The sequence below is a fragment of the Acetobacter sp. AAB5 genome (assembly GCF_050106715.1).
In the GTDB taxonomy this organism is placed as follows: domain Bacteria; phylum Pseudomonadota; class Alphaproteobacteria; order Acetobacterales; family Acetobacteraceae; genus Acetobacter; species Acetobacter oryzifermentans.
Genome location: NZ_JBNIEW010000006.1, coordinates 1 through 21,582 on the forward strand (window position 1 = coordinate 1; position 21,582 = coordinate 21,582).

The following is a 21,582-nucleotide window of genomic DNA, read 5'->3' on the forward strand; positions in this document are numbered from 1 at the left end:
GCATCTGCGCGAGATCGCCAGCGGGCCAGAGGCCAGCCGGCCAGAATTCCATCTCCAGCCCAACCGTCTGGCAGACTACAAAACCGTCATCCACGTCATGGCCGACGCACAACGCCTCGGCGTTACAAAACTCGGAATCGTCGGGCAGGAACAGTTCGCAGACGGTAAAATATAGGGGGTAGAAAGCACTCTCTTTAAGATTTGTTACTTAAAGAGAGTGCCGTTTTACAAGGCGCGTTAAAGACAGGCATATTTATTTTTTGGGTTTTTTAGTGGGTTTTTCAGGTGGTTCTCTATCTCCGGTAAAACCACTTCTGGACGGTGGATCACTTGCAGGAAAGCTTTCATCCAAAGCTTCATCAAGTTTTTCATCTTGAGCTTGTTTTTTGCTGTCTTTGTTTTTCTTTTCGGCCATAACAAACCTCATACATATTACTGTGGAAACAAGCCGCACCAAAAATGACAGAATTTTTGAGTGTCTGCCTGATTGGTGTAGGGCGTTTAGATACAACGTTCCCGGCAAGTAAGGTTTCCGTTTTTGAGCATCTGAAAAATGATTTTGTTATCTGCTGATCAGGTTACAAGAACTGAGATGTCTGTTTTGTAGATATGCTTTTTTATGCAGGTGGTATTTTAAAAACCTCTGTGGCCAAGTTACGTTGGGCCCGGCATTCTTTCGCCAGAAAATCTAGCAAAGCGCGAACAGCGGGAACAAGCCCGCGACGAGATGGAAACACAGCGTGAATAATACCAGCCTGCGGATGCCAGTCTGGAAGAACGCGTATCAGGCGACCTGCTTCAATATCTTGCCAAACCATCATGGTGGGCATTTGCACAATACCAGCACCTACAAGGGCTGCTTCGCGCAGCACAGCCATATCGTCTGTTGCCAATCGTGGTTCATGAAAAATGGTCGCTGTTTGTCCTTCCTGATTTTCCAGTAACCATGAGTGTGAACCCGGTGTGGTATGAAAATCCAAGCTGGGAAAGGCGTTTAAATCTGCCGGGGAAGACAGTGGGTGCGGCACAAGGGTTGGTGCCGCAATCAAACACTGCGTACTGGTATCAAGCGTGCGCATAACAAGATCTGATGAAGCAATGGGCGGAAATCGCACGCGTATTGCAAGGTCCATACCTTCTTTCAGGACATCTACGCGCCGGTTGGTGCTTTCAAGTTGTAGCGTCACGGCTGGATACAGCATGATAAAACGGGCAAGTAAGGCACCAAACTGAAAGTTCAGCAAAGCTACAGGGCAGCTTAGGCGTACAAGCCCACAGGGTTCGGTTTGTAGCTGGGCTACAGAACGTTCTGCCGTATCTGCTTTTTCCAACATGGCAATACAGTGTTCGTAAAATCGGTGTCCTGTTTCCGTAACGCTAAAATGGCGTGAGGAGCGTTGGATCAGGCGCGTATGCAGGCGCTCTTCAAGAAGGCGGATACGGCGGCTGAGGAGAGATTTTTGTAGGCCAGTTGCACGGGCCGCCGCTGAAAATCCACCATATTTTACAACCTGTACAAAATACCCAAAGTCATTAAGGTCTCTCATTGTCCTACCTATGAAACGCAATGTTTTATTTAGGAATCTTTATGCGACGATAAGAAGAGCGCATGTTTCGTGTCAACAAAAGGCGCATAAAGCGCTCTTGCTTCAGACAGGACAAAAGTCATGCAGAAGAAAATTCTTGGTCGTTATGGAAATGAGCGTGGGCACTGGGTCGGTGATGGTTTTCCTGTACGCTCTTTGTTCTCCTATACTGATTTTGGTGAGCACCTTAGCCCGTTTCTGCTGTTGGACTATGCAGGCCCGCATAAGTTTGCGCCAACAGATACACGGCGCGGTGTAGGCCAGCATCCACATAAAGGGTTTGAAACCGTTACCATTGTTTATGATGGTGAAGTGGAGCACCGTGATTCATCTGGTGGTGGTGGCATTATTGGCCCCGGTGATGTGCAGTGGATGACAGCAGGCAACGGCATCCAGCACGAGGAATTTCATTCTCCAGCTTATGCAAAAGCTGGGGGAGATTTCCGGATGGTGCAGTTATGGGTCAATTTGCCAGCTAAAGATAAAGGTGCGCCAGCTGGCTATCAAACCCTACAGGCTGCAGAAATTCCAACCATTGCATTGCCGGATAATACGGGCAGCCTGCGGATTATCGCGGGAGATTATGAAGGTGAGCATGGGCCTGCGCGCATTTTCTCTCCACTTAACGTGTGGGATGGGAAGCTGGAAGAGGGCGCACACATCACACTTTCTCTCCCTGCGGGGCATAATGCCGCCATTGTTTCGCTTGAAGGAAAGTTGATTGTAAATGGCGCGGAGGAAGTAGGAAGCGCGCAATTTGTGCTGTTGGATCAGGAAGGCGCAGAGGTAACATTGCAAGCTACCAAAGCCTCCAGCTTTCTTATTTTAACTGGTGCGCCTTTGAATGAACCTATTGCCGGATATGGGCCCTTTGTCATGAACACGCGGGAGGAAATCCGTCAGGCAATCGAAGATTTTAATAGTGGGCGTTTTGGCAACATTTCAGCCTGATACAGCGTGGCATGTCTCGCAACGATCATACAGCTTGCACGTCATGTCATCCATGACAGGCTATTTTTTCTATAAACACCTCAAGGCAGGACAGAAGCATGACACAGGAAAAAGAACATCTACATTTTGTAACTGTATTGGGGAGCCTGCGTAAGGCATCTTATAACGGTATTGTGGCACGCACGTTACCTGCATTGGCTCCAGATGGAATAACTATTTCAGCACTTGGTTCTATCGCTGATTTTCCGCATTACAATCAGGATGTGCAGGAGCAGGGGTTCCCTGCTTCTGTGCTGACAATGGGGGAACAGATCAGGAAAGCAGATGGCGTTATTATTGTAACGCCAGAATATAATTATTCCGTGCCGGGTGTGCTTAAAAATGCGCTTGATTGGCTTTCTCGCCTCACGCCGCAACCGTTTGCACGCAAACCCGTCGCGCTTCAAACAGTCTCACCGGGTATGATTGGTGGCGCCCGTGCGCAGTATCATATACGCCAGAGCATGGTGTTTATGGATGCCCTTGTGTTGAATAGGCCGGAAGTTATGATCGGTCAGGCAGCGGATAAGTTTGATACAGACAAACTGGAACTGACTGACGAGAAAACACGCGCTTTCCTCACGCGCCAGATACAGGCCTTGGCAGATCTGGCACACAGAGAACAAAAATAGACTATCTGGGGATTTGTGAGGCTAAAGATAAAAATTAATAAGGGCCTCACGCTTCATTTATAATAAGAATATGTTCCTTACCGTTAAATAAATGTGTTTTGTGTATAATTTCTCTTTCATTTAAGAGCGAGATGAGTAGTCTGCGCGCTTTTCTTCGTGCAGGAGTTCTGTTTCATGAAGCTTTCTTTGGCTTTATCTATGCTAGATGCTGCCTTGGCAGAGGCGCGTCGGCTTGAAGTAAGCGTATGTGTGTCCATTGTGGATGCCGCAGCATGGCCAGTGGTTTTTGCGCGGATGGATGAGGCACCTTTAGGTGTGGTTGATGTGAGCCAAAAAAAGGCGCGCACAGCAGCTTTGTTCCAGATGGACAGTGCGGACTTTGCCGCAAAAGGCCGCCCGGATGGTGAGGCCTATACGCTGGAGAATACAAACGGTGGTTTAACCAGCTTTGGCGGTGGGTTGGTGATTAAAGCCGCAGATGGCTCTTTTTTAGGTGCCATAGGTGTTTCTGGTGCCAAAACGGAAGATGATATTGCAATTGCCCGTGTTGCAATGAAACAGGCCGTAAAGAACTGAACTTTCTTATTTTTGAGTTTTTAAATGACAACTGCTCCTCAGCCTCCTCCCGTACCGACCTCGTTCATTGAACCGCCTCATGGGCGTGCTGCGGCTTTATTCATTCTTACTTTCGGCACTTTTGTTGTTGGAACAGGTGAATTTGCCATTATGGGCATGCTGCCAGAATTTGCGCGTTCCTTACATCTGTCTGCGGCAGATGCAGGATATGCCATTACAGCATATGCCCTGGGCGTGGTAATTGGCGCACCGCTTATTACCATTTTGGGCGCGCGGCTTTCCCGTCGGGAACTGCTTCTTTCTTTATTGGTGCTGTTTTGTTTCGGGAATTTCCTGAGCATTTGCATGCCCACGCCAGAGCTGGTTGAAGTTGCACGGTTTATTACCGGCCTGCCGCATGGGGCATTGTTTGGTATTTCTGCGCTTGTTGCGGCTTCAATGGTAGAGCGCTCTCGCCGTGGGTGGGCTGTGGGGCGGGTTCTGTCTGGCATTGCCATTTCTACTCTGGTAGGCGCACCGTTTTCTACATTTGCAGCGGATCATTTCGGCTGGCGTGTGGCGTACCTTATTATTGGTCTGTTTGGTTGTATTACCTTTTTGGGGGTATGGCGCTATATCCCGGCAGACCAGCCCAATCGCAAAAACTCACCACTTAAAGAAGTTTCTGCCATGGGCAACACTCAGGTTTTGCTTACGTTGCTGGCAGCGGCTATTGGCTTTGGCGGCATGTTTGCCATTTATACCTATCTTACCAGTATCTTGCAGAATGTAACCCATGTGCCGGAATGGTCTGTCATGCTTTACATGGTTATTTGGGGCATGGGTATGCTGGTTGGGGCAAATGCAGGTGCGTGGCTTGTAGATCGCAAATTGGATCTGGCTGCAATTCTGGCGCTTGGTGGCAGTGCTGTTGTTATGTTGGGTTTTTCTACAGTGTTACATCAGCCGTTGCTTTTGGCGCTTGCTGTCTTTCTTATCCCTACATTTGTAAATGGCTTAGGGCCAGCCTTGCAGACACGTCTGATGGATTTTGCAGGGGATGCCCAAACTTTGGCGGCTTCTCTCAACCACTCTGCGTTTAATATTGCCAATGCATTAGGGGCAGCATTGGGGAGTATGCTGCTGGCGCATCAGTTTGGATATTCTGCGCTAGGCATTGGTGGGGCTATTCTTTCAGCAGGTGGCCTGGTTGTGTATTTGCTGGCCATTCTGGTGTTGCGTCGGAGCGGGCAGAAGGAAATCAGACAACCTATTTCCTGAATAGGAATGGTAGAGTGTTATAACAAATAAGGTTTTAACGCTTTATACTCTTTTTCTATATTGAGTTCTGCACGAACGCTTTAAGCTGGAAGGCTCATATGCCTTCCAGCTTTTTTTGCATTTATTGTGTGCCAACAGGCATGGAGTGGGGCAGGGGAGAAAGCCTGCTGAAGCTGGATTTATACGAACCCACCATAAATAGGATAAGAGTTATAAGACGACTGGTCTAATTATAAATTGACTTCATCTATATCCGTTCATATACAGATAACCAGAACAGGCCATACAGATTCGGTAGGAATATTTCCAGTTTGTATATGGATTTTTGCCATCAGGAATTTTCCTGCCCGATAAAAGTTGACCGGTCTATTTTTTGGATGAGGGAGACGATGCCACACATTGGAGCATTCTGCTCTGCCGGGTGCATGCCGCATTTGCGGGCTCGTTCTGCTTTTTCCATTTCACTGTTCACGAGGTAAAAATGGCGTACGCGACAACCAATCCCTACACAGGGGAAGTTCTTGCTAATTTTCCTGAAGCTACAGATCAGGAAGTCCAGACCGCACTGTCCGAAGCTCATGCCGCTTTTGAAAAATGGCGTGATACCTCCTTTGCTGAACGCGCTCGTATTATGAATGCCGCAGCTGCCATTCTGCGTCGTGATGTTGATAAGTATGCTCGTCTGGGCACGCTGGAAATGGGCAAGCTGTTTGCAGAGTCCAAAGCAGAAGTTATTCTTTCTGCTGAAATTTTCGAATACTATGCAAAATATGCAGAAGAACTTCTGAAGCCGGAATCTCTGCCGGTTGCTGATCCGGCAGAAGGTAAGGCTGTTCTGGTGCACGAACCTCTTGGCATCGTGCTGGCAATTGAGCCATGGAACTTCCCATTCTATCAGGTTGTCCGCATTATTGCGCCGCAGCTTTCCGCTGGTAACGCTGTTCTGCTTAAGCACGCTTCCAACCTGCCGCAGTGCGCTGCTGCTTGTGAAGAGCTGATGAACGAAGCTGGCCTGCCAAAAGGTCTGTTCCGTAACCTTTATACAGCACGTCGCCACACGGAAGTTATCCTGAACGATCCCCGCGTTTGCGGTGTGGCTCTGACAGGTTCTGAAGGCGCAGGCACCATTATTGCTGGTGTTGCTGGTAAAGCCCTGAAAAAGGCTACCATGGAACTGGGCGGCGCAGATGCCTTTATTGTTCTGGATGATGCCGACGTAGAAAAAGCAGCTAAATGGGCTGTTATTGGCCGCCATTGGAATGCTGGTCAGGTGTGTGTATCTGCCAAGCGTCTGATTGTTGCTGATGCAGTTTATGATCGCTTCTTGGAACTGTACAAAAAGGGTGTTTCCGAGCTGAAAGCTGGTGACCCGATGGATCCTTCCACAACGCTGGCACCGGTATGCTCCAAAGGCGCTATGGATGATCTGCACCGCCAGGTGACGGAAGCCATCAAGCACGGTGCAAAGGTTGAAGTGATTGGGCCAGAAGTGCCCGGTAAAGGCGCTTTCTTCCGTCCGCTGCTGATGACCGGCCTGGATGGCAACAACGAAGCCCGCCATTGGGAATTCTTTGGCCCGGTAACGCAGCTGTACCGTGCAAAAGACGAAAACGATGCAATCCGTATCGCCAATGATTCACCTTATGGTCTGGGTGGTGCGGTCTTTACCAAAGACGAAGCACGTGGCGCACGTGTGGCTGCAAAAATCCGCACAGGCATGGTGTTCATCAACCATCCGCTGGTGCCTAAGGCAGATCTGCCCTTCGGTGGTATTAAAAACTCCGGTTATGGTCGTGAACTGATTGGTCTTGGTATCAAAGAGTTTGTGAACCACAAGCTGATCAACACGGTCGATATTGACGCACCGTTCTGATCATACTGTTAGCAGGCACCTGTAAAGGTGCCTGCTTGCACAGAATACGCATAGTATAAGAAATATAAGTAAATAGAATTATATAGTGTAGTAACAAAATAATTCTTTTTAATAAAAATATTCATTCCAAAACATAACGTTATCTCCCGCTTACTTCCTGAAAGAGGCATGTAAACCTGATGTCGTCCAAGTCTGAAATTCTTATTGTCGGTGGCGGAGTGGCAGGACTTGCCCTTGCAACGCGTCTGGGTAAAACACTTGGCCGGCACGGAAAAGCACGTATCACACTTATTGATAAAAGCTTTTCACACGTATGGAAGCCCATGCTGCATTGCTTTGCTGCTGGTACAGTGCAGAATGAAAACGACCGCATCAGTTTTATGGCTCAGGCCAGCAGCCATAATTTTGAATTCTGGCCCGGTGAAGTTGTCTCCATTGATAGAGATAAGCGGGAAGTTGTTTTAAGCCCCTTACATGCATCAGATGGCAGCAAGGTTCTGGATAGCCGAACCATGACATATGATGCCATTGTCCTGTCTATCGGAAGCCGCGCCAATGATTTTGGCACGCCCGGTGTGCTGGAAAACTGTCTGTTTATTGATAACCTTGTTGAAGCAAATGCTTTTAATGAAAAGTTCAGAATGGAAATTCTGAAGTCATTTGCTGATAATTCTGAACTGGATATTGCTATTGTTGGGGGAGGTGCCACAGGCACTCAGCTTGCCGCGGAACTTCATAAATCTCTCGAAATTGTTGACCCAGTAAGCTTGCATGCTTTTGGTAAGGCGCCGCCAAAACTCAGCATTACGCTGTTGCAGTCTGGTGCCCGTATCCTGCCGGCTTTTCCGGAATCTGTTTCAATGGCTGCGCAACAGGAGCTGGAGCGGATTGGTGTAAATGTGCGCACATCTGCCCGCGTTGCCGCAGCAGATGCTACGGGCTTTACGCTTAAAGATGGCACACACGTACCAGCAACACTGCGGGTATGGGCTGCTGGTGTTAAGGCTCCGGCGGTAACAAAAACCTATGGTGGTCTTTCTCTAAGCCGCTCTGGCCAGATCAACGTAAAACCCAATCTGTGCTCTGTTGATGATGACCGTATTTTTGCAGTGGGGGATTGCTCCTATATTGTAGATGATCCGCTACCCGCTACGGCACAGGTTGCCCGCCAACAGGCGCACCATCTGGCGCAACATCTGCCTGCATGGCTGGAAAGTGGTAAGGAAGTGCCTTCCTGCATTTTCCATAACAAAGGCGCTATTGTTGCGTTGGGTAATTACAATGGCTGGGCAGCACTACCGGGTGGCCGGGTTATGGGCGGTGGTATGTTGCACGGGCTTTCTGCACGTATGGGGCACATTATGCTGTATCGTCAGCACCAGATAGAGCTGTTTGGCTGGGTGCGCGGTTTGGCGTCTATCTTTGCTGATATGGTGGAAACCGTTATTCGCCCTTCTGTGCGCTTGGATTAAGTTGATTTGCAGTGCAACCAAGAAGTGTGTGCGAAGTTTGCCATGCTTCATCCAAAGGATGGGATGAATGCGTAATTTTCGTCATCAAGGTTGCACCCAGCCAGAGCTGATAGAGCGATGATGCGAGTTTGTGGGCGGGCAGGGAGGATTGTAGGGATCCGTCCTGCTGCCCAGTTTTAATGACCTGAGAGAGATGAGTGATAACAGAAGCGGTGCCGGTTTCCATAATACGGCGCATGCGTTCTGAGATATCGGATACCTCTGCGGCAAGTTTAACGATGAGGCATTTATCTCCCACCTGCCCCTTGATATGAGAGCGGCGCCAGAAATCCAGATAAGAAAATAACTTCTGTGCGCCGTTTTTATCTGGTGTGGAAAAGAGTGCATGAATATTTATTAAATAATCATGCATGTAAGAGCGCAGAAGTTCCTCTCCAAATGCCTCTTTAGATGCAAAATAATGGTAAAATGAGCCTTTGGGGATGCCCGCAACTTCCAGAATTTGCGAAAGCCCGACGGCCGAAAATCCGCGTTCAGCAATAAGCGCGCGTGCAGAATCTACAATTTTCTTTTTTGCGATATCATGTTTTGTAGGCGTATTCATGGGCGCGGAAATATCCTGATTTCTTTCAAAAAAGTTTATATGTCTTTTTTAAACGGACATAAATATAGGCCTGATGATGCCAGGCATGAATGATGTAGCTGTATAATATCATGAGACATGTTCATTTGGAAAACATTGTAGTGGAAACATTCTCAGGAATATCTGTTCTGGGCTGTAGAATCTTCACGCCCATCTGAAAAATGAGTATGCAGATTTTACCCATGATATTTTATTTTTGGTCCATTACTGAGGCTTCATGAAACAGACAGCGTTTTGCAGGGCAGAGCTTGTAGCCGTTCTTTTGAATATCAGAAAGGATACGCCCTGCGTGCTTACGCTGGAAAACGGTCAGGCTCTGCCTTCCGGCCCGTTAACCATGGGCGGCCATTCCTTGCAAAAGGAACTATGCCGCTGGGTAGAGCAGCAAACAGGCGTGGTATTGGGGCATACAGAACAGCTTTATACATTTGCAGATACACAGGTGGCCGATAAAAGTCGGTTGGTGCGTATTTCCTATATGGCATTAATTAGTTCTAATGCAGACCAAACAATAGCAGAACGTTCCATATATGATTATTTTCCGTGGGAAGATCGCAGGTGTCCAGCGGCTCATGCTCTGTTGCAGCATATTATTGGATTACTGAAAAATTGGGTTGGAAAAAGCATTGCTAAACAGCAAAGATGCGCCAGACTGTTTGGCCTTTCTCCACACCCGTGGAACGATGAGCTGGCCTTGGATCGTTATGAGCTTTTGTGGGAAGCTGGCTTGGTGCGCGAAGCCAAACATTTTGATGGGCAAAGCCAGCTAGGTTTGCCCATGCAGGCAGATTACCGGCGTGTTTTGGCAACAGCCCTTTCACGCGTGCGGGCGAAAATTCGCTATACATCAGTTGTGTTCGATCTGTTGCCAGAAACATTTACATTGTTGCAGCTTCAGCAGGCCATGGAAGCCTTGGCAGGGTGTTGGATGCACAAGCAAAATTTCAGGCGTTTGGTTTTGCAACAAAAGCTGGTGGAAGAAACCGGTGCTTTTGATACGCCCCAGCAGGGGCGGCCTGCAAAGCTATACCGCTTTCGGCCAGAAGCAGGGCAAAATTGCTATCTGGCTGGTGCCAAATTGCCGCTAACGCCATTGTTATAAAAAGTAGGTTAAAAGCGCTTGTTTTTCCCTTGCGGTACATATACTCAAATTGAGCATATGTACCGCAAGGGAGGGTATTCATGTTGGCATTCAATATTCCAGACAGGGATACTCTGTATCAGCCTGTGGCTGGCATTATGGCGCGAGATTTGTGGGAAGAGCGTTATGCTGCTGATATTGAGGCCATTATACGCCTTAAAAAGCAGCATAACGCCGTTATTCTTGCGCATAACTATCAAACGCCAGAAATCTTTCATTGTGTGGCTGATATCCGGGGCGATAGCCTTGCTCTTGCACGTGCCGCACAGAATATAGATGCCGATATTATTCTTATGGCTGGTGTGCATTTTATGGCAGAAACTGCCAAACTATTGAACGCAGAAAAGAAAGTTCTGATTCCGGATGTAGCTGCGGGCTGCTCTTTGGCAGAAGGCATTACGGCCGAGAATGTACGTTATCTGAAACAGACGTATCCGGGGGTGCCTGTTGTAACCTATGTGAACAGCACAGCCGCGGTTAAGGCCGAAAGCGATATTTGCTGTACTTCGGGCAATGCGCGCAAAGTGGTGGAAAGCCTGAACGTTCCACGTGTTATCATGATCCCGGATGAATTTTTGGCACGCAATATTCAGGCCGAAACCGGAATTGAAATGATAACATGGCCTGCGCATTGTGAGGTTCATGAACGTTTTACCCCGCAGGAAATTAGGCAATATCGGCGTATGCATCCGGGTGTAAAAGTGGTGGCGCATCCTGAATGTCCGCCAGAAGTAGTGGAAGCGGCGGATTATTCAGGCTCCACAGCCCAGATGATTGCATATATTGCAGAAGAAAATCCCGAAAAAGTTCTTTTGGTAACTGAATGTTCCATGAGCGATAATTTGGCAGCGCAGTATCCAAACACCACTTTTGTGCGCCCATGTAATCTGTGCCCGCATATGAAGCGCATTACATTACCCGCCATCCGTAAGTCTTTGGAAAATCTTGAAGCAGAGGTTGTTATTCCTGAAGCCTCGCAAGAGCGTGCGCGTCTAGCTGTTGAGCGCATGTTGCTTGTTTAAGGGATAGGGTAGGAGCGCCCATACATATGTCTTACGCATGTTATTTGCCCAGTTTGTTATGGAAACCTGTTATTCAAGCAGCATTGTTTGAAGATTTGGGTCAGGGCGGAGATATAACTACACAAGCATTAGCAACGCCTGGGCAGAAAATGCGCGCCGTATTCTGCGCGCGCCATCAGGGGGTTGTTGCAGGGCTTGAGGGCGCACGGCAGGCTTTTGCGCTTTTAGATGAGCATGTGCATTTTCGTGTCTTTAAGCAAGACGGGGATATGCTGGCGATTGGTGATGTGCTGGCTGAAGTAGAAGGTGATGCTCTAACTGTTTTGGCAGGAGAGCGGACAGCCTTGAATATTCTCTCTCATCTTAGCGGTATTGCCAGCCAAACGCGCCAGATGGTGGATGCTGTATCTGGCACAAAAGCTGTTATTTGCTGCACACGCAAAACGCTTCCGGGGTTAAGAGCGTTGCAAAAATATGCCGTAAAGGCAGGCGGAGGTGGCAACCATCGTTTTCGGTTAGATGATGCTATTTTGATCAAAGATAATCATCTGGCTTTGTGTGGTGGGCAAGTTGATGTGGCCTTACAAAGAGCCCGTGCGCGTGCAGGCCACCTTATGAAAATTGAACTGGAAGTAGATACGCTGGAGCAGTTGGAAGCCGCATTAGCCTGTGGCGGTGCTGATGCGTATTTGCTGGATAATATGGATACGGATACTCTGCGCAAAGCTGTTGGCATGATTAATGGCATGGCCATAGCCGAGGCATCAGGTGGTATTACGCAAGAAACAGTGCGCGCTGTTGCTGAAACTGGAGTGGATGTTATTTCCGCAGGTTGGCTGACGCATAGCGTAAAAGCTTTGGATATTGGGTTGGATTACGTCTAGTTTTTTCAAAACATATCCAAAAGCTTTTATACTATACGCAAACAGCTTCATGCTTGCATCTGACAACCTGCCTGAACCGCCACAGCGGAAACGGGAGGCCAGAATTCAGATGCAATTTGCCCCTGCAATTGAGAAAGCTGCTGTTGTATCCAGCTCATGTAATCATGCAGGCCACGAATAATAATATCTTCCGCAGTTTGTTCGGCAAGAGTAACGCGTAGCTCTGCAACACATTCTTGTAGTTCGCTGCAACGTGAACGCAAGCCGGGATAAGAGGCTAAAAGTGCGAGTGTTTCATCCATTAAGCGTAAATTAGCGGCTAAGGAGCGGCAGAAACCTTCATTTTTTAGCAAAAATCCTACAATATTGGCAGGTGTAACTGTAACTGGGCGTAAACGGCGGAAGGCATGGTAAGCCGCTGCAGAGCGCAATACGGCTGTCCATTGCGTAATGTCGATTTCAGAGCCGGGAGCTTCTCCTTGGGGCAGCAGCATATGGTAGCGAATATCTACCAGGCGCGTAATCTGGTCACACCGTTCAAGCGTTTTGCCCAACTTATAAAAGAGCCATGCCTGATCACGGTAAAGCGTGCCTTCCGTAACGCCAAAATGGGCTTGGCAGTCCTGCTTGATGCGAGTGCACAGGTTTGAAAGACTGTTTTGATAAATATCCTTTTCTTTCAAATCTAAAACCCAGCGTGTGAACACATTGAGCTGTGCCCACATTTCAATAGAAACAAGGGGCCGAACAGCACGCGCATTTTCACGTATGGCATGGGCGGTTGCGCAGATAGATGCCGGGTTTGCTTGTTCAGTCAGATAAAAATTGGCTACGGCATCTGCATCGCCTGATGGATGTAAGGCAAGGAAGGTCTGTTCATCCGAGTTAATTTGCACAATAGAATGCCATGCAATTTGCCCATTGGCATCGCGCACAAATGTTTCTGTTACTTCTAGAAGGCGGGCCAGATTTTCTGTGCGTTCCATATAACGCGCCAGCCACATCATGCATTCTGCATAGCGAGAGAGCAGGTGCCCCTGTGTTTCGTTCATCATGATGCCATTACCCATGTATCTTTAGAGCCACCACCCTGAGATGAATTGACCACCAGAGACCCCTTGCGGAGCGCCACACGGGCGAGACCTCCGGGCAAAACCCACACAGAACGGCCTGTTAAGGCAAAGGGGCGGAGGTCCACATGCCGGGCTTCCACGCCATCTGGGCAGAGTGTTGGGGTAACAGACAGATTGATAACGGGCTGGCTGATATAGTTGGCAGGATCAGCCAGTAATTTTTCTCTAAAATCAGCCAGTTCTTTCTGGCTGGCGTGTGGGCCAATTAACAGGCCATAACCGCCTGATTCTCCAACAGGTTTGATAACAAGCTTGTTCATATGCGCTAGTGTATAAGCAAGGCCGTCTGGTTCTGCGCAGATATGGGTTTCCACACTTTGCAGAATAGGGTCCTGCCCTAAATAGTACCGAATAATGCGCGGCATATAAGCATATACGGCTTTATCATCGGCAACACCTGTGCCCAAGGCATTGGCAAGTGTAACGTTGCCACGCCGATACGCTTCTACTAGCCCGGGAACCCCAAGAAGGCTGTTTGGGTTAAAGGCCAGCGGGTCCAGAAAATCATCATTCAAGCGACGGTAAATAGCATGCACAGCACGGGGGCCGTTGACCGTGCGCATAAATACCCGATGATTTTCAACAAACAGATCTTTCCCTTCCACAAGGGGCACACCCATCTCGCGGGAGAGAAAAACATGCTCAAAATAAGCAGAATTATAAATGCCGGGTGAAAGAAGAACGACTTGTGGATCAGCAATTCCTTCTGGTGCCACTTCACAGAGGGTTTGATGTAAGCGCAGGCCATATTCTTCCACCGAGCGAATGGGCAGACCAGATGCCAGATCTGGCATAAGGCGCAGCATCATGTGTCTGTTTTCAATAACGTAGGACACGCCAGAGGGCGTGCGGGCATTATCTTCCAGAATCAGAAACTGGCCGTTATCATCGCGTATCAGGTCTGTGCCGTTGATATGCACATAAACGCCGCCCGGAACATCTACACCCACCATGGCATCACAGTAATTGGGGTTATTCAGCACCAGTTCGGCTGGCAATATGCCATCACGCAGGATGTTTCGGTCATGGTAAATATCATGCAAAAACAGATTGATAGCCTGAATACGCTGTTGCACACCCCGCTCTACGTGGTCCCATTCCTGCGCGGTAATAACACGAGGGATGGCATCAAACGGCAAAATACGATCAATGGCTTCCTTATCTGAATACACAGTAAAGGTAATGCCCATGCGGTAGAGTTGGGCCTCAGCAGCCTGGGTTCTACGGCGTAATTCTGGCAGGCTAAGTGCTGCAAGCCGGTCTTTTACGCACTGTAGGGCTGGGGGCGTTGGATCACGCCGATTCATCAACTCACAAAAAAAATCTGGGATATGGTAGTTGTCCAGAAGCCCTAAGGAAGCAGCCTGAGGGGGAGCATGCAGGGCTGTTGGTGTCATGGTTTCTCTCCCGTCAGGCTGGCGGCCAGTGCGGCCTCAACTTGTTTCACTACCGAATTAACTGAACAGGTTTCCAGAGGTTTGCCAAGTCTAAAATAGCGGCTACTTAAGCAAGTTTTTGATTGTGTTGGATATGTATTGCATGTGCGTGCCATGCTGCTATGGTTTTACGCTACAAGCACGTGTTCTTGTTGAATGCGGCAACACTGCTTGCCATGAATAAGATAAAAGACAAGGTTAGGGTTTGATGAGTTCTCACGTTATGCTGACACATCGAACCTGTTATCGGTATGATAGGCCTGTCAGCATGGGGCCACAAACAATTCGGCTACGCCCTACGTTGCATTCTCGTACACCTGTGCTCTCCTATAACTTGCATGTGCAACCAACTGAGTGCTTGGTAAAATGGACACAGGATGCATTGGGTAATCAGATTGCTTGCGTTGAATGTGCGGATCAGGTGACGCACTTTGATATTGAAGTTGCGCTTATGCTTGATCTTACGCCGTATGACCCTCTTGCTGATGCGGCCACATGCCTTGAACCTTTGTGTGAGGAAGAAGCGGTAACATCGCAGTGCATGAGCGAGAACATGCGGTCACTCATCAGGGCGCACCAAGTAACGATTGCGCAAGATCCACTGGATAAAATCAAGGCACTTAATCAAGTTGTCGCACAGCGGATCCAATACCAACGGCGTATGGAACCGGGAGTTTGGACAGCAGAGGAAACATTGCAGCGCGCAAGCGGTTCTTGCCGAGATAGCGCATGGTTGCTGGTAAGCGCTGCGCGTCACCTTGGGTTTTCGGCCCGTTTTGTTTCAGGTTATCTGATTCAGGAAGAATGCAAGGAGGGTAAGCTTACAACGCTGAATGGTGATCTGCACGCTTGGGCGCAAGTTCTTATACCGCAAAAGGGCTGGATTGGGTTTGATACCACATCTGGTTTTCTGGCAGGGGCAGGGCATATTCCGTTAGCAGTTGCAAATACGCCGCAGGATGCAGCGCCAGTTTCTGGCGTGCTGGATTGTTGTAAGGCTGTGTTTGATGTGTTCATGCAAGTGCAGCACTTACCTCGGCAATGAAACGTTTTTCCTGCCAATCCTGCAATCATCTGGTGGGGTTTGAAGCAACGCAATGTCATTATTGCGGTGTTACTGTAGGGTACTTGCCAGAGTTTGCGGCCATGACTGCGCTGGAACCACAGGCAGATGGCACATGGTTGCCTTTGGAAAAAAAGGCCAGAGGGCAAGCACAGGCTTTTTGTATCAATCATGCCTATGGGGTGTGTAACTGGCTGATATTGGCGGCTGAAAATGGTGCAAACTCTGGGTTCTGTGTTGCCTGTCAATTTAACCGTATGATCCCCAATCTGAATGTTCCGGAAAATAAAAACCGTTGGTACAAACTGGAAGTTGCAAAACACAGGATGTTTTACACAATCCTGCGGTTGAAACTTCCGTTTAAAAACCGGCGGCAGAACCCGGAAAACGGATTGGCATTTGATTTTCTGGATGATGCGGCAGATGGTTCGGTTGCTATTATGACAGGCCATAACAATGGTATTATCACAATTGCAACCAAGGAAGCGGATGATGCTTACCGTGAGAAAATGCGTATTGAAATGGGAGAGTATTATCGTACTCTCCTAGGGCATTTTCGCCACGAAATTGGGCATTATTACTGGAACATTCTGGTAAGAGACGGCGGAAAACTAGAAGCCTGCCGCGCTGTATTTGGAGATGATAGTGCAGATTATCAGGCTGCATTACAAACCTATTATGCGCAATCTCCCCCACAGAACTGGCGCGAAAATTTTGTAAGCTTTTATGCGACATCTCACCCATGGGAAGATTTTGCAGAAACATGGGCGCACTACTTCCATATTATTTCTACACTGGAAACAGCTTTGGCTTACGATATGACAGTAAGCGATACAGTAGGGGGAGATGCGCTTCTTTCCCCCCATGGAAACCCTTACACATCCATGCCTTTTGAAGAAATTATCAACGCATGGGTTCCATTAACTTATGCGGTCAATAATTTGAATCGTTCCATGGGGTTGCCAGATTTTTACCCCTTTACGTTAACGCAGGGCGTTGTGCACAAACTGCATTTTATTCATGATCTTATTCGAAATGCGCAGAATAAATCATAGACTCTTGGTTTTTGGAATATTTGATGTGTGTGCAAAATAAAACCCGATGTAGCCAAAAGTGCTCCATCGGGTTTGTGGTATCGTAATATGCTAGGCTAACAGAAGTTTACGATTATACGCTTTCTGCCACCCAGTTTTTGCGTTTTGTGGCTTGGCCAATGCCGGGGTTCATGCAGTTGCACGGGTCAAGCTGCTGATAGTGGTCCAGCATGTTTTGCGGAGCCTTATACAGGTGGCCCACATTATGTTCTGCCGGATAGCGTGCTCCACGAGCATCCAAACCGGGAAGCATTTCATGTTCAACCGCAATGGCATTATAACCCTTCTTCACCACGTAATCCTGATGCATGACATGGCAGAGGAAGTGGCCGTAATAGAGCTTCACAATCAGTTTGTTTTCAATATCCTGCGGCAGTTTTTCAAACCACTCGCGGTCATTCCGGCGGAGGGCAACGTCTAGCGCCACAATATCTTCTGCTTCCTTATGGTGCACAGCGCGGTATCTAACAGCCGCACCAGCCGCAGCAAAACGATGCAGGAAGGCCAGCTTGCCTTCTTCTGGCGTGCATTCAAAATATTCGCCAGTTACGCTGCCAAAATATGTTTGCAAATATTGGCGCATAGGCCCAGCCAAATCGTGCGAGACTTTAAGCATGAGATGATGTTCAAACTTGTCCCGATAATCCAGCATCCGCTTAGGTAGCTGACGTGGCAGCAGGTAGCTGAGCGCCTGCATGATCCGGTCACTTAGATGATCGGGTAGGAAACCAAGTTTTTTGGAAAAAATGTCAAACTGTGATTTCATGGCGAACATTTTTGGCAAAAACTTGGTGCCAAAATAGCGGATAACTGCAAAGGTATCCTTGCCGTATTTTTCAGCAATATTAAACGCATCGCGGTGGATATACTCACCGCAAATTGGCAGTTCATTAAATGCTGTCAGCACATGGCGGCGCAGGTTTTCCAGTTCGTCGGTATTGTTGGTGCCAATATAGAAAACAGACGTATCTTTGTTGGCGGGAAAGGTATCAAGGCGCACAGCAAATACAACCAGCTTGCCAGCGCAGCCTGCGGCTTCATACCAGCGTGCCGGGTCTGCATTGTAGCGGGCAGGGGTATCGGCATCAATTTCACGCACATGATTGATATAGTTACCGTCGTGCCCTTTGCCGGCGTTCCAATCAATATCTGCTTCTGTAAAGGTACCGGCTTCCAGCTTCTGCAATATCGCTTCCGGGTCATTCCCCAGTTGGATACCCAGATGGTTTACGAGCTGTAGTTTGCCATCCGGCCCGATCTGACCAAACACGGCCATTTCCGTGTAAGCAGGGCCACGTTGCACCAATGCGCCGCCAGAGTTGTTGCTCACGCCGCCCAGAACGGAGGCACCAATACAGGAGGAACCAATAACAGAATGTGGCTCCCGCCCAATGGCAGCCAGTTTGCTTTCCAGTTCGTAAAGCGTGGCGCCGGGTAGGCATACAATCTGCTTGCCGTTACCGATCAAGTGAGATTTATCTAGCCGTAGCGTGCTAATAAGTACGATATCGCGGTCATAATTATTGCCATCAGGGGTAGAGCCGCCCGTCAGACCAGTATTGGCGGCCTGCATGATAATAATTTTGCCGGCATTTACGCAGGCCTGCGCAACGCGCCAAAGCTCGATAAGTGATCCCGGCTGAACAACAGCAAGCACCTTACCTGCGCCAAAGCGAAAGCCATGAGTAAAGCGGTATGTGCTGTCTTCTCCGGTCAGGACATGGTGCTGGCCAGCTATATTCTTCAACTGTTCAAGCAGTTGCTTGTTGTTTTCTGCGGCGGTTGTCACGCATAAATCCTTTCTACGGCAGCCGGAGGTTCTATTTTCAGATACCGGCAAGAGTATAACGTAAGGCTGTTTTCACGAGTGCACCTGATATTGCGCTGTGAATAACAAATGGCAAGAAACATGTCATAGGCAAGCAAGAAAGTCTCTGGTTACCGTCGTTTCTGGTAACGCATGGCTGTTATAACATGTTGGGGCGCGTTTGTCGTATTATCTTGAAACACCCATGGATCTGGCAGTTATTGGGAGGGTGATCAAATGAATTGTTTGGGAAATTCAGAAAGATTTTTTATCAACGGGCAGTGGGTTTTGCCTTCTGCGCAAGCTCAAAAAGACATTATCAACCCAGCCACAGAACAGCCATGTGGCCGTATTGCATTGGCAAACACGCAGGACGTGAATCGAGCAGTTGAGGCCGCTTATGCAGCATTTGGGGCATGGAGCGCCACAACACGTGCAGAGCGGTTACAGATTCTGGGCCGTATTCCATCTATCTATCAGCGCAGGGCAGAAGAGATGGCGCAGGCAATCTCTTTGGAAATGGGAGCGCCCATTTCCCTCGCGCGGGAAAGCCAGACACCAGCAGGCTTGGCGCATATAGAAGAAACTTTAGATGCCTTGCGCCACTACCAGTTTGAAGAATGTGAGGGTGATATTCTCATCACTCATGAACCCATAGGCGTTGCGGGGCTGATTACGCCATGGAACTGGCCCATGAACCAGATAGCCTGCAAGGTCATGCCCGCCTTGGCTGCTGGGTGCACTGTTGTGCTCAAACCCAGTGAAGTTGCCCCTTTATCTGCCATCATATTTACAGAAATCCTGCATGAAGCAGGTGTGCCAACTGGTGTATATAATATGGTAAATGGCGATGGCCCTGTGGCCGGAGAAGCCTTGGCCAGTCATCCGTTGGTGAATGTGGTGTCTTTTACTGGGTCAACGCAGGCAGGTATTGCCGTTGCTCAGGCCGCAGCGCCTACTGTTAAACGTGTTTTGCAGGAACTGGGTGGTAAATCTGCCAATATCATTTTTGCTGATACAGATTTTGCAGATGCAGTAGAGCGCGGCGCTCAGGAGTGTTTTGGAAATTCTGGCCAATCCTGTGATGCACCAACACGTATGCTGGTGCCGCATGATCTGATGGAAAAGGCTATGAATATTGCCGCTAAAGTTGCGGATAGCCTGCGTGTGGGGGACCCAACAGATAATATGACAGAACTTGGCCCCGTTGTAAGTGCCCCCCAGTTTAACCGTATTCAGGCATTGATTGAGAAAGGCACGGCGCAAGGGGCTATCTTGGCTGCTGGTGGCGTAGGGCGCCCAGAAGGGCTGACGCAAGGCTATTACGTGCGCCCAACTGTGTTTGGGCATGTAACTGCGGATATGGTGATTGCGCAGGAAGAAATCTTTGGCCCGGTTTTGTCCATTATGGGGTACGCGGATGAAGATGATGCTATCCGGCTGGCGAATAGTACCCCATATGGTTTGGCAGCCTATGTGCAGTCTGGCAGCATGGAGCGTGCTCGTAGGGTTGCACGTAAACTTCGGGCTGGTACCGTTACCCTTAATGGCGCAGCCTGGACGGTAAAGGCACCATTTGGTGGGTATGGCCTGTCTGGCAATGGCCGTGAATGCAGCCGTTTTGGAATTGCAGAGTTTCTGGAAACTAAAGCGATTGTTGGATATGGAGCAGATTCAACAAAGCTGTAAAACTTCTCAGAAAGGAACTCTTATCGCCCAGAGGCATTATGCTCTGAGTGTAAGTCTGTTCCAATCTTTCCATCATTTTGAAATGTCCAAAAATACACATTTGCAAGAATTGATGCAGGTCATGGTTGGGATATCTGATTCAGGCTGGGATCAGCACGCAATGCAACGTAAGGCATAGGTAGGGGAAGTATTATGGCACGTGTAGCAGGCAAGGTTGCCATTGTTTCTGGAGCCGCGAACGGAATAGGCAAGGCTACAGCACAGCTTTTGGCTAAAGAAGGCGCAAAGGTTGTTATTGGTGATTTAAAAGAAGAAGACGGGCAGAAAGCCGTTGCAGAAATTAAAAATGCAGGTGGTGAAGCTACATTTGTCAAATTGAATGTAACGGATGAGGCGGCATGGAAAGCCGCGATTGAGCAGACGCTCAAGCTTTATGGGCGGCTGGATATTGCAGTGAATAATGCAGGTATTGCGTATTCTGGCAGTGTAGAAAGCACATCTCTGGAAGATTGGCGGCGTGTTCAGTCCATCAATCTGGATGGCGTATTTCTGGGCACGCAGGCAGCTATTGAAGCCATGAAAAAGTCTGGTGGCGGTTCCATTGTCAATCTGTCTTCTATTGAAGGATTGATAGGGGATCCAACGTTGGCAGCCTATAACGCCAGTAAAGGCGGAGTAAGGCTGTTTACAAAATCTGCGGCCCTACATTGTGCCAAATCTGGGTACAAAATTCGGGTGAACTCAGTGCATCCCGGCTATATCTGGACACCCATGGTGGCCGGTTTAACAAAGGAAGACGCCGCAGCCCGCCAAAAATTGGTTGATCTGCACCCCATTGGCCATCTGGGTGAGCCCAACGATATTGCTTACGGCATTTTGTATCTTGCGTCTGATGAATCCAAGTTTGTTACAGGAAGCGAACTGGTGATTGATGGTGGATATACCGCACAATAAACAGGGCGCAAATGGTAGCAGCATGCAAGTGTAAAGGGATGAAATTTCATGTCTGGTAAAAAGCACTTTTCTCCACGAAGGGAGAAAAAACACGCAACACGTGAGGATCTGATCCTTGGCTTGCTTAACCAGTTTGGTTCTTCTGTAGAAACAGATCGGGATAAATATCTGGATCTTGTATCTGAAATTGCAGAAGCGGTAGATGGACGCAGGAAAAGAGCCAGCAAGGCAGAAACCGCTGGCAATAATCCAGACGTTAGCGGTTAAATATTTTTAGAAATTAAAGCGCATTAAAAAGAGCCAGCCATTTGTAAGAATGGCTGGCTC

The 21,582-nt window shown here is 48.5% G+C and carries 21 protein-coding genes; 15 read left to right on the plus strand and 6 right to left on the minus strand.

Going from position 1 to position 21,582, the window contains the following annotated elements; translation table 11 throughout:
- Positions 1-175: ExbD/TolR family protein (locus ACP7IZ_RS07410; protein ID WP_426848652.1), on the plus strand; the 175-nt coding region annotated here is incomplete at its 5' end.
- Positions 176-253: 78 nt separating this feature from the next.
- On the opposite strand, the gene ACP7IZ_RS07415 is transcribed toward ACP7IZ_RS07410, so the two are convergent.
- Together ACP7IZ_RS07415 and ACP7IZ_RS07420 are read right to left on the minus strand one after the other, a co-directional pair.
- The gene (locus ACP7IZ_RS07415; RefSeq protein WP_426848536.1) at positions 254-415 is read right to left on the minus strand and encodes a hypothetical protein; all 162 of its coding nucleotides are present in this window, start codon (positions 413-415) and stop codon (positions 254-256) included.
- A 202-nt stretch (positions 416-617) separates the two neighbouring features.
- Entirely contained in the window at positions 618-1,547 is a 930-nt protein-coding gene (locus ACP7IZ_RS07420; protein ID WP_426848537.1) for a LysR substrate-binding domain-containing protein, read from the minus strand.
- A 120-nt stretch (positions 1,548-1,667) separates the two neighbouring features.
- Between ACP7IZ_RS07420 and ACP7IZ_RS07425 the strand changes: the two genes are divergently transcribed.
- From ACP7IZ_RS07425 to ACP7IZ_RS07450, 6 genes are all read left to right on the plus strand, one after another.
- The gene (locus tag ACP7IZ_RS07425; protein ID WP_426848538.1) at positions 1,668-2,537 is read left to right on the plus strand and encodes a pirin family protein; all 870 of its coding nucleotides are present in this window, start codon (positions 1,668-1,670) and stop codon (positions 2,535-2,537) included.
- A 98-nt stretch (positions 2,538-2,635) separates the two neighbouring features.
- Positions 2,636-3,208, plus strand: coding sequence for an NADPH-dependent FMN reductase (locus tag ACP7IZ_RS07430; RefSeq protein ID WP_426848539.1), 573 nt, complete (start codon positions 2,636-2,638; stop codon positions 3,206-3,208).
- A gap of 174 nt (positions 3,209-3,382) precedes the next feature.
- Positions 3,383-3,784: a GlcG/HbpS family heme-binding protein gene (locus tag ACP7IZ_RS07435; RefSeq protein ID WP_150178974.1), complete on the plus strand. Its 402-nt coding sequence runs from the start codon at positions 3,383-3,385 to the stop codon at positions 3,782-3,784.
- A 24-nt stretch (positions 3,785-3,808) separates the two neighbouring features.
- A complete protein-coding gene (locus tag ACP7IZ_RS07440) occupies positions 3,809-5,044 on the plus strand; it encodes an MFS transporter (RefSeq protein ID WP_426848540.1) in 1,236 nt (411 codons plus the stop codon).
- Between the two features lie 481 nt (positions 5,045-5,525).
- Positions 5,526-6,917 (plus strand): NAD-dependent succinate-semialdehyde dehydrogenase, encoded by a 1,392-nt coding sequence (locus tag ACP7IZ_RS07445; RefSeq protein ID WP_006117525.1) that lies wholly within the window; start codon positions 5,526-5,528, stop codon positions 6,915-6,917.
- 179 nt (positions 6,918-7,096) lie between these two features.
- A complete protein-coding gene (locus tag ACP7IZ_RS07450) occupies positions 7,097-8,389 on the plus strand; it encodes an NAD(P)/FAD-dependent oxidoreductase (protein ID WP_426848542.1) in 1,293 nt (430 codons plus the stop codon).
- On the opposite strand, the gene ACP7IZ_RS07455 is transcribed toward ACP7IZ_RS07450, so the two are convergent.
- Positions 8,361-8,993: a TetR/AcrR family transcriptional regulator gene (locus tag ACP7IZ_RS07455; RefSeq protein ID WP_426848543.1), complete on the minus strand. Its 633-nt coding sequence runs from the start codon at positions 8,991-8,993 to the stop codon at positions 8,361-8,363. The two genes, ACP7IZ_RS07450 and ACP7IZ_RS07455, sit on opposite strands and share 29 nt — an antisense overlap.
- 256 nt (positions 8,994-9,249) lie before the next feature.
- Between ACP7IZ_RS07455 and ACP7IZ_RS07460 the strand changes: the two genes are divergently transcribed.
- From ACP7IZ_RS07460 to nadC, 3 genes are all read left to right on the plus strand, one after another.
- Complete coding sequence (locus tag ACP7IZ_RS07460) at positions 9,250-10,134, plus strand: NUDIX hydrolase (RefSeq protein WP_426848544.1); 885 nt, start codon at positions 9,250-9,252, stop codon at positions 10,132-10,134.
- A gap of 80 nt (positions 10,135-10,214) precedes the next feature.
- A complete protein-coding gene (nadA, locus tag ACP7IZ_RS07465; protein WP_426848545.1) occupies positions 10,215-11,195 on the plus strand; it encodes a quinolinate synthase NadA in 981 nt (326 codons plus the stop codon).
- Between the two features lie 26 nt (positions 11,196-11,221).
- Positions 11,222-12,079, plus strand: a complete 858-nt coding sequence (gene nadC / locus ACP7IZ_RS07470; protein WP_426848546.1) for a carboxylating nicotinate-nucleotide diphosphorylase — start codon at positions 11,222-11,224, stop codon at positions 12,077-12,079.
- 47 nt (positions 12,080-12,126) lie between these two features.
- Here the strand turns inward: nadC and ACP7IZ_RS07475 are convergent, their stop codons facing one another.
- Together ACP7IZ_RS07475 and ACP7IZ_RS07480 are read right to left on the minus strand one after the other, a co-directional pair.
- Positions 12,127-13,131, minus strand: coding sequence for an alpha-E domain-containing protein (locus tag ACP7IZ_RS07475; RefSeq protein ID WP_426848654.1), 1,005 nt, complete (start codon positions 13,129-13,131; stop codon positions 12,127-12,129).
- On the minus strand, positions 13,131-14,609 hold the full coding sequence (locus tag ACP7IZ_RS07480; RefSeq protein ID WP_426848547.1) for a circularly permuted type 2 ATP-grasp protein: 1,479 nt from the start codon (positions 14,607-14,609) through the stop codon (positions 13,131-13,133). The genes ACP7IZ_RS07475 and ACP7IZ_RS07480 overlap by 1 nt, the downstream gene beginning before the upstream one ends.
- Before the next feature lie 247 nt (positions 14,610-14,856).
- On the opposite strand from ACP7IZ_RS07480, the gene ACP7IZ_RS07485 reads away from it, so the two are divergent.
- Positions 14,857-15,693 carry a transglutaminase family protein gene (locus ACP7IZ_RS07485; RefSeq protein ID WP_426848548.1) on the plus strand — a complete coding sequence of 279 codons (837 nt, stop codon included), beginning with the start codon at positions 14,857-14,859 and terminating at the stop codon, positions 15,691-15,693.
- Entirely contained in the window at positions 15,690-16,766 is a 1,077-nt protein-coding gene (locus ACP7IZ_RS07490; protein ID WP_426848549.1) for a zinc-binding metallopeptidase family protein, read from the plus strand. Before ACP7IZ_RS07485 ends, ACP7IZ_RS07490 begins: the two co-directional genes overlap by 4 nt.
- Before the next feature lie 112 nt (positions 16,767-16,878).
- Here the strand turns inward: ACP7IZ_RS07490 and dld are convergent, their stop codons facing one another.
- Positions 16,879-18,594, minus strand: a complete 1,716-nt coding sequence (gene dld / locus ACP7IZ_RS07495; protein ID WP_426848550.1) for a D-lactate dehydrogenase — start codon at positions 18,592-18,594, stop codon at positions 16,879-16,881.
- Positions 18,595-18,849: 255 nt separating this feature from the next.
- Between dld and ACP7IZ_RS07500 the strand changes: the two genes are divergently transcribed.
- The 3 genes from ACP7IZ_RS07500 to ACP7IZ_RS07510 all read left to right on the plus strand — a co-directional run bounded on the left by ACP7IZ_RS07500 (position 18,850) and on the right by ACP7IZ_RS07510 (position 21,522).
- Positions 18,850-20,301: an aldehyde dehydrogenase family protein gene (locus tag ACP7IZ_RS07500; RefSeq protein ID WP_426848551.1), complete on the plus strand. Its 1,452-nt coding sequence runs from the start codon at positions 18,850-18,852 to the stop codon at positions 20,299-20,301.
- 192 nt (positions 20,302-20,493) lie between these two features.
- Positions 20,494-21,255 carry an SDR family oxidoreductase gene (locus ACP7IZ_RS07505; protein WP_426848552.1) on the plus strand — a complete coding sequence of 254 codons (762 nt, stop codon included), beginning with the start codon at positions 20,494-20,496 and terminating at the stop codon, positions 21,253-21,255.
- Between the two features lie 48 nt (positions 21,256-21,303).
- A complete protein-coding gene (locus tag ACP7IZ_RS07510; RefSeq protein WP_426848553.1) occupies positions 21,304-21,522 on the plus strand; it encodes a hypothetical protein in 219 nt (72 codons plus the stop codon).
- Positions 21,523-21,582 lie beyond the last annotated feature (60 nt).